General features: G+C 64.4%; 10 protein-coding genes and 1 pseudogene. 7 read left to right on the top strand and 4 right to left on the bottom strand.

Features of this window, described 5'->3' with window-relative positions; translation table 11 throughout:
- Positions 1-830 (bottom strand): hypothetical protein (locus ACWELQ_RS31660; RefSeq protein WP_452400702.1); only part of this gene is annotated, 830 nt, incomplete at its 3' end.
- 93 nt (positions 831-923) lie between these two features.
- On the bottom strand, positions 924-1,889 hold the full coding sequence (locus tag ACWELQ_RS31655) for a hypothetical protein (protein WP_452400701.1): 966 nt from the start codon (positions 1,887-1,889) through the stop codon (positions 924-926).
- 135 nt (positions 1,890-2,024) lie between these two features.
- On the opposite strand from ACWELQ_RS31655, the gene ACWELQ_RS31650 reads away from it, so the two are divergent.
- From ACWELQ_RS31650 to ACWELQ_RS31625, 6 genes are all read left to right on the top strand, one after another.
- Positions 2,025-2,432 carry a hypothetical protein gene (locus ACWELQ_RS31650; RefSeq protein WP_452400700.1) on the top strand — a complete coding sequence of 136 codons (408 nt, stop codon included), beginning with the start codon at positions 2,025-2,027 and terminating at the stop codon, positions 2,430-2,432.
- Positions 2,433-2,443: 11 nt separating this feature from the next.
- Positions 2,444-2,581, top strand: coding sequence for a hypothetical protein (locus tag ACWELQ_RS31645; protein ID WP_452400699.1), 138 nt, complete (start codon positions 2,444-2,446; stop codon positions 2,579-2,581).
- 206 nt (positions 2,582-2,787) lie between these two features.
- On the top strand, positions 2,788-3,531 hold the full coding sequence (locus tag ACWELQ_RS31640; RefSeq protein WP_452400698.1) for a hypothetical protein: 744 nt from the start codon (positions 2,788-2,790) through the stop codon (positions 3,529-3,531).
- A 47-nt stretch (positions 3,532-3,578) separates the two neighbouring features.
- Positions 3,579-4,121: an LppP/LprE family lipoprotein gene (locus ACWELQ_RS31635; protein WP_452400697.1), complete on the top strand. Its 543-nt coding sequence runs from the start codon at positions 3,579-3,581 to the stop codon at positions 4,119-4,121.
- A 38-nt stretch (positions 4,122-4,159) separates the two neighbouring features.
- Positions 4,160-4,549 (top strand): hypothetical protein, encoded by a 390-nt coding sequence (locus ACWELQ_RS31630; RefSeq protein WP_452400696.1) that lies wholly within the window; start codon positions 4,160-4,162, stop codon positions 4,547-4,549.
- Positions 4,550-4,905: 356 nt separating this feature from the next.
- Positions 4,906-5,271: a hypothetical protein gene (locus ACWELQ_RS31625; protein ID WP_452400695.1), complete on the top strand. Its 366-nt coding sequence runs from the start codon at positions 4,906-4,908 to the stop codon at positions 5,269-5,271.
- Positions 5,272-5,452: 181 nt separating this feature from the next.
- Here ACWELQ_RS31625 and ACWELQ_RS31620 read toward each other — a convergent pair whose 3' ends face one another.
- Positions 5,453-5,785 (bottom strand): hypothetical protein, encoded by a 333-nt coding sequence (locus tag ACWELQ_RS31620; protein WP_452400694.1) that lies wholly within the window; start codon positions 5,783-5,785, stop codon positions 5,453-5,455.
- An 820-nt stretch (positions 5,786-6,605) separates the two neighbouring features.
- On the opposite strand from ACWELQ_RS31620, the gene ACWELQ_RS31615 reads away from it, so the two are divergent.
- Positions 6,606-6,818, top strand: a complete 213-nt coding sequence (locus ACWELQ_RS31615; RefSeq protein ID WP_452400693.1) for a hypothetical protein — start codon at positions 6,606-6,608, stop codon at positions 6,816-6,818.
- A gap of 278 nt (positions 6,819-7,096) precedes the next feature.
- On the opposite strand, the pseudogene ACWELQ_RS31610 reads toward ACWELQ_RS31615, so the two are convergent.
- Positions 7,097-7,652, bottom strand: a pseudogene (locus tag ACWELQ_RS31610) (hypothetical protein); the annotation flags it as partial.

Raw genomic sequence — 7,652 nt, 5'->3', positions numbered from 1 at the left:
GTCTGCATTCGCAATTCGGCATGCTGGCGTGGCCGGGGATCTCCTGGCGGTCCGTCGGCGACATACATTCGCACGAATCCTTGCGGGTAGATAGGCAACGCCTCGGCGCAGGGCGTGATGCTGTACCGGCGGGGGCCGATCACTGCCCGGGTCGCCGCGAACGCGCCGATGCTTGCGGCTATCAGCGAAAACGCCACAGCCAAGACGACCACGCGGGGGTCCGGCGTCACGATTCGCCGCAGGGCGCGGACGCGTCCCAGTGCGCGTAGCCAACCCCACGTTCTGGGAGGTAGCCGCTGCTCGGCGGTGGTCACAGGCGGCTGAGCGGCGGGACGATCGCTGCCCGGCAACCCCGGGCGCGGCTGGTTGCCACGAGACTCATGCTCGGGTTTTTCGGAGGTGGATGCCGTATCGGATGGCGACGAATCGTTCACTACCACTTTACGATTCGCTGTGGCCCGCAATGCGGCATCTTCTTGGCGCTGTTCGGCCAGGCGGATCCAGGCATAGTAGATGGGGTCGGTCAGATCGGTCCGGGGGTAGCGACGGGCCAAGGAAGCGCTGAGGCATTCGGCGAGGCGACGTGCATCCCCGGCGTCGCGAGGCAGCGAACGCCCTTTGAACCAGTCGTAGACAGTACGACCACCGGACAGTTGTGTCTTGACGGCGCCGACCGAGATCCGTGCCGCCCGGGCGACGCCTGAGATCAGTTCACCGAATTCCTGGCGCGTGCGCACCGCAGCGGCGCGCGCCGCCCAATCCTCTGGGTCGAACGACTCGTTCGCGGGATCGGGTAGCGCGGAATGCGAATCGGGTGACGCATCGACCACGATCGGGAGTCTAACCCACACACCAGCGAAAGGCGGCTGGTCACAATGACTTCCGCAGAGCTCCCCAGGTCCGTCGGAGCAGCGCCGGGTTGATCATTGCTCGTCGGTGCAGTTCTGTATCTCCGGTACAGCCTGGTGTAGGCAGACTCGGACGGTGACGGGCCGACCGTCGATAATCGTGGGTATCGCGGGGGTGCGCCGGTCTTCGTGTCCTTCGTCTCCGGTGATTGCGACGTTGCACAGATGCCAGGGTTGATCGCCAGTACGCCAACGCAATTCGATCGAGCCGCGAACCCCTGGCTGTGAGTTGCCCTTGGCCCAGTAATAGGTCGTGCCCTCGCGATTGACATGCCACGCCGATCCGAACATCTGCCCGAAGTCCAGCACCGGATTCACTCGAACCGCATTGGGGCCGGCTAACAGGCGAGAATCAGACACCATCGCCGGCCCGCCGCAGTCGACGTCACCCGCGGCCCGATTCGTCGAAGAGGCATGTCTTTCCGCCCACCAGATCGCACCCGTGCCGGCAACAACCAGTGACAGTGCGCCCACCACGATTGCCACAGCGTGGAGCCTCCGCGGCCGTCGATTGCCGTTCGGCGGGATTTCACGGTCCGGTTTCTGCGGCTCGGTCTGTCGGACTGTCTCCTCGGCGAGCCTCCGCCCTTCGACGGTGCCGTTGCGATTGCGGGCGGCGCGGTCTGCGGCCTGTCGGCGCCGTTGCTCATCGGCCAGCTGCCAGGCTTGCATAATCGACTCGGCGATTGCGATGTCGGGGTGTTCACGGGCCAGCGCCCGCCCGAGGAGATCTGCCAGTTTGCGGGCATCGGCCCGGTCGCGTGGCAGTGCGGCACCGGTGAACCAGTCGTACACGGTTCGTCCGCCCGACAGCTGCGACTTCACCGCGCCGACCGAGATCCCTGCCAGCTCGAGGACGCGCGACAGCAGAGCGCCGAAGCTTTCCCGGTCCGTGACAGCGGCCGCCTGCGCATGGAGTTCGTGCGGTTCGAACCGGCGGGTGGAAGGCGTTGACGGCCGGTCGGAAAGCGGGTCGGGCACCTTCGGATTCTATCCGCACACCTCGAAAATTCGCAGGTCACAATGACTTCCGCAGACCTTTTCGACATCTGCACTTCATTCCGCACAGCCGCCGTTGGTCTGCTGATTGCGACAGTCGCACCATCAGGAGCCACCATGCAGCCGAAATCGATCACCCGACACGCCCTCTATGCCTTCGCCTTCGCCCTCGCCCTCGGGGCCGCCTCCAGCGTTTGGCTCGGTTCGCCCGGCCCCGCAGTCGCGGCGTCCTGCGATACCGCCATGGCCCCGGAGCTGACGGACTCCGGCGCGTACTCCTGGTGCGGTCGCCATGTGCACTGGACGCCTGACGGTTCGGGTCGCCTCACGGTCATGAACCTGTGGGCCGATTCGGATTCCGGTGGGGGCATGGTCCGCATCAAGTTCCACGATCGCCCCCAATACGACGACTCGTACCCGGTGGCGGCCGGCGGAAACATCTCCCGGAGTCTGCCCGCGGCGGTCCTCGAATTCACCTTGTGTGACCGCGCCAACGCCACCTGCGCGGCCTGGTCTCGCCCGTAGGCGACACGATCATGTCCGCATCCTCCTGGCTCCGCACCGCAGCGCTGACCGGCGCGCTGGCGGCCGTTGTGCTGGCACCGACGGCATCGGCGCACGCTCGGGTCTCCGCGAACAAGGTATGTGCTCCGGGCTGGATCCCGGCCGCCTGAGAATCGAGACGTTCGACATGGCGAAACCTCCAGCCCCCCAACATCGGAGGAGACTGACGCGATCGGCCGTGGTACTGGCGCTGGCCTTGACCGCGAACACCGCATGCGACAGCGACTCCGCACCGCGGGTGATTCCCGCGGCGACGCTGTCACCGACCGTGACAGCGCCCGTAGATCCTTACGCCGGACCGGCTCCGGACGCTGCAGTGACCACGACCGGACTGCTCGTAGTGGTCCCCTCCACGAATTTCGACCTGTCCACTGTTTCGCTGGAATCGGTCGACTCGGTTCTGAGGTGGGCGACCGCGGGCGTGGGCTGGATCGGGCAGCGCGCCAGTATCTCGATATCGCTGTCCGACAAAGGAAAAGGTCCGGTCGAGGTCACCGGCCTGCATTTGGTCGACGTGACATACTCCGACCCCGCCACCGGAACCGCACTCGAGTACAACCCGCTGACCGACAACGACGGCATGGCGCCGGTCGGCCTGCGCGCGGATTTCGACTCAACCACCGGACACCCGGACTCGGTGACGCTGGGCCGCTGGCAGACCGATCAGGACCCGAGCTCGGCCGGATACCTATCCTCCACGCCGATCGGCCCATACCCGGCGAATGAACCCGATGTCGTGCTGCGGTCCTGGTCGGACCGGATGGACATCGAGGTGACCGCACAGAAGCGCGCGGCGGTGTCCTTCCGGCTGCGAATCGACACGACCGTCGATGGGCAACCGCGGCAGCCGCTGCTGCTCGACACCTACGGCGGCACTGGGAGCGGCCAGCCGTTCCGGATTACTCCGGTGTGTTCGGGTGACGGCCATCCGGTGCGCTACGCACGCGGCCTCATCGCGTCGCCCTTGCAGGCCACGACCGCTATGGCAGATGGACATCTCGATGGGTCCCGCAGCCTCGTCGGCGATGGACCACGTGTGTGTGTTCTCACCGGGTCCTGACGCTCCAATCGAGAGGAAATCACTTGCACCGCAACACATGTCTGGCCATGACCATGCTTGCCGCGGCCATCGCTCTGGCCGGCTGCCACAGCGCCGAACCTTCGGCCGCACCCGAACCCGCAGCGACAAACGTGGACAAGCCCTGCCCGGCGGACCCCGCCGTCATCCGCAATGCGGCCGCCAGCCTCGCACCGATACAAGTCATGTCATCGGGACCGCCTTGGAAATGGTCGCTGCCGGTCGTCGGCGCGAAACCCGATGTCAACGACATTTGTTCGACATTATCGGCAGCGCTGATCACGGTCGAGGGCGCGTCACTCAGCTCACCCATGCAGGTCCTGTTGTTCCACCGCGGCCAATACATCGGCACGGCCCAACCGAACTCGAACATCTTCATCAACGCCGACCCGACCCGCAGCACCGACGACACCGTCGGCCTGCGCTACAAGATACCCGGAACATGCAACGCCTGTTCCGACGCCACTTACTACTGCGCGCAATTCCATTGGGACGGCAGCAAAGTACAGACCATCGGTCGACCGCCCGATATCACCGGGTACAAACACGAACTCGGCTCGAACCCGTGCTGACATCGAACCACCTCACACTGAGGAAGAAAGTAAAGGAAATGAAGAAGACCAATTTGTTCGCCATCGCGGCCATCGCCGTAGGGCTTTCACTGATCTCCACATCGTCGGCGCACGCCAACCCGACGATGTCCCGCACCGCCACCTCCACCGACCAGCACGCCCAAGGCCAGATCGACCCCAACCACCCCCGATGGGTCTGGGCATGGGCCGACACCGGCTGGGACGCGACCGTACACGTGCGCAACTCGCACGGGGACCAATGGGACGCACAGATATCCAGCGAAGGAGTCGAGGGCCGCCGAGCCTACCAACAGACCTACACCGCGCCATTCGATGTCGTGGCCGTGCAAGCATGCAGCTCCCGACCGAAGGACAACTACGAGAGTCATTGTTCGCAATGGCTGAACATCTACGGCGGCGCGAACTGATCCGCACGCACGATGATCCGCACATCCCTTGCCGCGGTGCCGAATCGCGGCCAACATTCCTGCCAGTGTGGCAGTCGGTGGCGCAGCTCGGCGGCGCAAGCGGATTCGGTGGTGCACCTGGGTGCTTGTCTCGCCGATCGCGGAGTGCTTCGTCATCCTCGTCGTGATCGGCGGCATGGTTCATCTCGCCGGGCCAAAGCCCCCACTGCTGATTGAGAAATGGAGTAAAGAAAAGTGGCTTATCGCCGTTACTGCTCGTACTGCCGCCAGAGCACCTGGTGGGACAGGGTCACCAATGGCGTGATCGAGGTATACCGTTGCCGCTCCTGCGGTAACGAGAATTACTAGGGGACATTGTGAAACATCGAATTCTGGTCGCTGGCGCATTCGCCGGCGCCCTCCTGGCCTTGGCCGCACCCAACGCCACCGCCTATCCACGTACCGCCGACGCTCCGAACGGGAACGCGCAGGGACAAGCGGACCGCAACGGCTGGGTATGGTTGTTTGCCCGCGCGGGGCATTCCGGGGAACTGTGGGTCGAAGGGGCCGACAGTCGCTGGTACAGGGTGCTCAATTTCGCAGCATCTGATCGGGATCAAGCGATGTCCGAGACGACGATTATGCCGGCGCGGCCGTTGATCAGTGTGCACGTTTGCTCGGATGGCCGGTGCTCGGGTGATCTGGTTATCCTCAGCACGCCCGGCACCAACGGTATGGGCTGATCGCAATCCCGCTGGGAGGCAAGCGAAAGCACTGCTTTCTGGAAGAGGTCTGGTGGGTTCGTGGCTGTCGGGTGAACGAATCCACCAGGCTGACCGGTATGGAATCCTCGCCCGGACGGCTCCGAAAGCCCAGTGCCACTTGATGAGTCGGCGCCGATCGCGCGCCCATAGCGGGGGCGGTTCATTCGAATGAACCGAGCGGGCTGTGTTTTGCTCGCCGACTGTCAGCAGCCGTGATCGATGGGTGGGGGAGTATCGAGCGTTGCCGGAGGTTGTCGATGAGCCGGTCGAAGAAGTCCGAATCGATTGGGGGAGTGTGGATTCCGTGGGCGGCTATTGCGGCGGCGGTGTGGTCGGCGCGGATGTCGGGCGGCCGGTGGTGGGCGTCGGTGGCGAGCATGTGGCGGCCGATCTCGCTCATGGCGGCCATGGGGAGGGCGGCGGGGTCGGTGCAGTGTTGGTCGACCAGGTCTCGGCAAGATCTCGACGGGCTCGAGGCTGCTGGATTCCTCACCGAAATCATCGACGTAGAGCCGTTGTCGGTCATTGACGTGGAGTACGGCCCACAGCGGGAAGGACGGACCGCACAGCCCATGTTCGGCTGCGGCCCATCCTGATTTGGGGCCGTCGGTCGGAGTTGAGGGCCTCGAATGCCACCAGCCAGCAGTGGCGCTCGTCCTTGGACGCAGAGCGGGAGCTCGTACTTCGACGGCCTGATCGACCGCGACGGCGTCGCCGAGATCAGGTTGAAGGCGGCGCGATCGGAATGGACAACGCCGAGGCGATGGAGGCGTTGAAACCCTCGAGGTTGGAGCAAAGTTGGAATCTGGAGGCTGCTTAATGAAGACGCAACGCTGTGACCTTGACGTTCAGTGTGTTCATGGCGTATCAGAGTGGGTAACGCGATCTTGTTTTCCGATGCGCCATCAACAGGTGGAAATTCCTCTCTTCCAACGGCTTTCGATCTGTGACCACAGCCTTGGAGTTCCCGCCGTTTCCTGGGGATTCCTCGTTTTCGGCCGTGAAACGTGGAGCGAAAACTGGAGCCTGATTCCCGTCCGTTCCTGCGGTATCCCGGTGCCGGCGCAACCCGAAAGTGTCGCCACCGAGATGCGGGCGGCTGCCCGGCGCAGTTCGCATGCGTCTGTCCGCGTAGGGAGCTCGAGCGACCTCTGCGCCATCGACTGGTCGGCGTGTCGGATGGCGACTCGCCGACGAGTTCTTCAGCACAGCTATCTTGCGGCAATCAGCACTGGCGGCGCCGCTGTGCGGTCAGTGGCTCGGAGACTCGATCGGGGCACAAGCTGTTTGTACTGTGGGTTGGTGGTGGCCAGGTGATGAACGACAACGACCGCGACGCGCTGATCCAGGCGCATTTCCGCGAGTACACCCGACTCAACACCTTGGGGGAGAGGGCCATGCAGGCCCGGCTGAGCCTGCTTCGCAAACTCCGCGCTGCCGACCCCGACTACTACACGCAAGACCGCCTCGCGGACTTGTCCGGCATGTCCCAGCAGAATGTCTCGTACTTGCTGTCCAAGCCGTAGGTCGCTGGGCTCATAACCCAGAGGTCGCAGGTTCAAATCCTGTCCCCGCTACTCACGAGGGCGGTCCTGACCAGTAGGTTTCAGGACCGCCCTCAACTTTTATCGAGGTTTCTGGCAACGAATTTGGCAACCGTCCGGTATGTCGATGCCGAACGGTGCACCAAATACTGCGAAACCTATTGCCACCAGGTGCGTTCAGGCGGACAACGTGGGACGTATGGGACGGTTGCGATCGCTGGGGTGAAAGCCTAGCGAACGGCTGAGCGATTCGGAATTCGCTAGCTGGCGCACACGGATTGGAGGACGCCTCTCAAGATAGGTACGCCGTAGGTTGTAGGGGCGAACGCGAGGGTTTGAGCGGCGGCCAGTGGGGTCGAGAGGGGCGCGCCGACCCCGGTGAGGCTGAGCAGGGTGGTGCCGGTGGTCAGCAGCAAGCTGGTGGTGTCGAGGGCGAGGGCGACCAGGTCGAGGGTGTTCTCGACGGTGAAATCGGCGAGGGGGACGGTGTCGAGGGCCTTGCCTTCGTAGATGTCGAAGCCGAGGTTGGCCAGGAAGGTCAGCGGGCCGTAGTCCGAGGAGACCACCGTCGGGCCGAGTTCCTCGGTTCGGCGCATGGCCAGGGTGTGGGTGATTCGGGTGTCGTGCAGGAAGGCTTGCAGCGCTGTGGCATTCGTTTCCACTGTGGCGGAGTCGATTTCGGTTCCCGTGGTGCGGGTGAGGAAATCGCGGGCTCGCTCGACCACGGTGGCCGCGGTGAGGTCCGCGACCGGCGTGCAGGTGCCGTCGGCGGGGACGAGCTGGCGCGCCAGGTCCAGCCGCGGCTGCGGCACCGCT

This window comes from Nocardia sp. NPDC004722 (assembly GCF_053601505.1).
The sequence above is the reverse complement of the archived record's forward strand: the minus strand, read 5'-3'. Positions and strand labels throughout refer to the sequence as shown.

What these genes read in the sequence shown, in the direction of transcription:
- ACWELQ_RS31635 (WP_452400697.1), top strand. Translation starts at nt 3,579, where the DNA reads ATGACCATGCTTGCCGCGGCCATCGCTCTGGCCGGCTGCCACAGCGCC.
- ACWELQ_RS31645 (WP_452400699.1), top strand. Translation starts at nt 2,444, where the DNA reads ATGTCCGCATCCTCCTGGCTCCGCACCGCAGCGCTGACCGGCGCGCTG.
- ACWELQ_RS31630 (WP_452400696.1), top strand. Translation starts at nt 4,160, where the DNA reads ATGAAGAAGACCAATTTGTTCGCCATCGCGGCCATCGCCGTAGGGCTT.
- ACWELQ_RS31650 (WP_452400700.1), top strand. Translation starts at nt 2,025, where the DNA reads ATGCAGCCGAAATCGATCACCCGACACGCCCTCTATGCCTTCGCCTTC.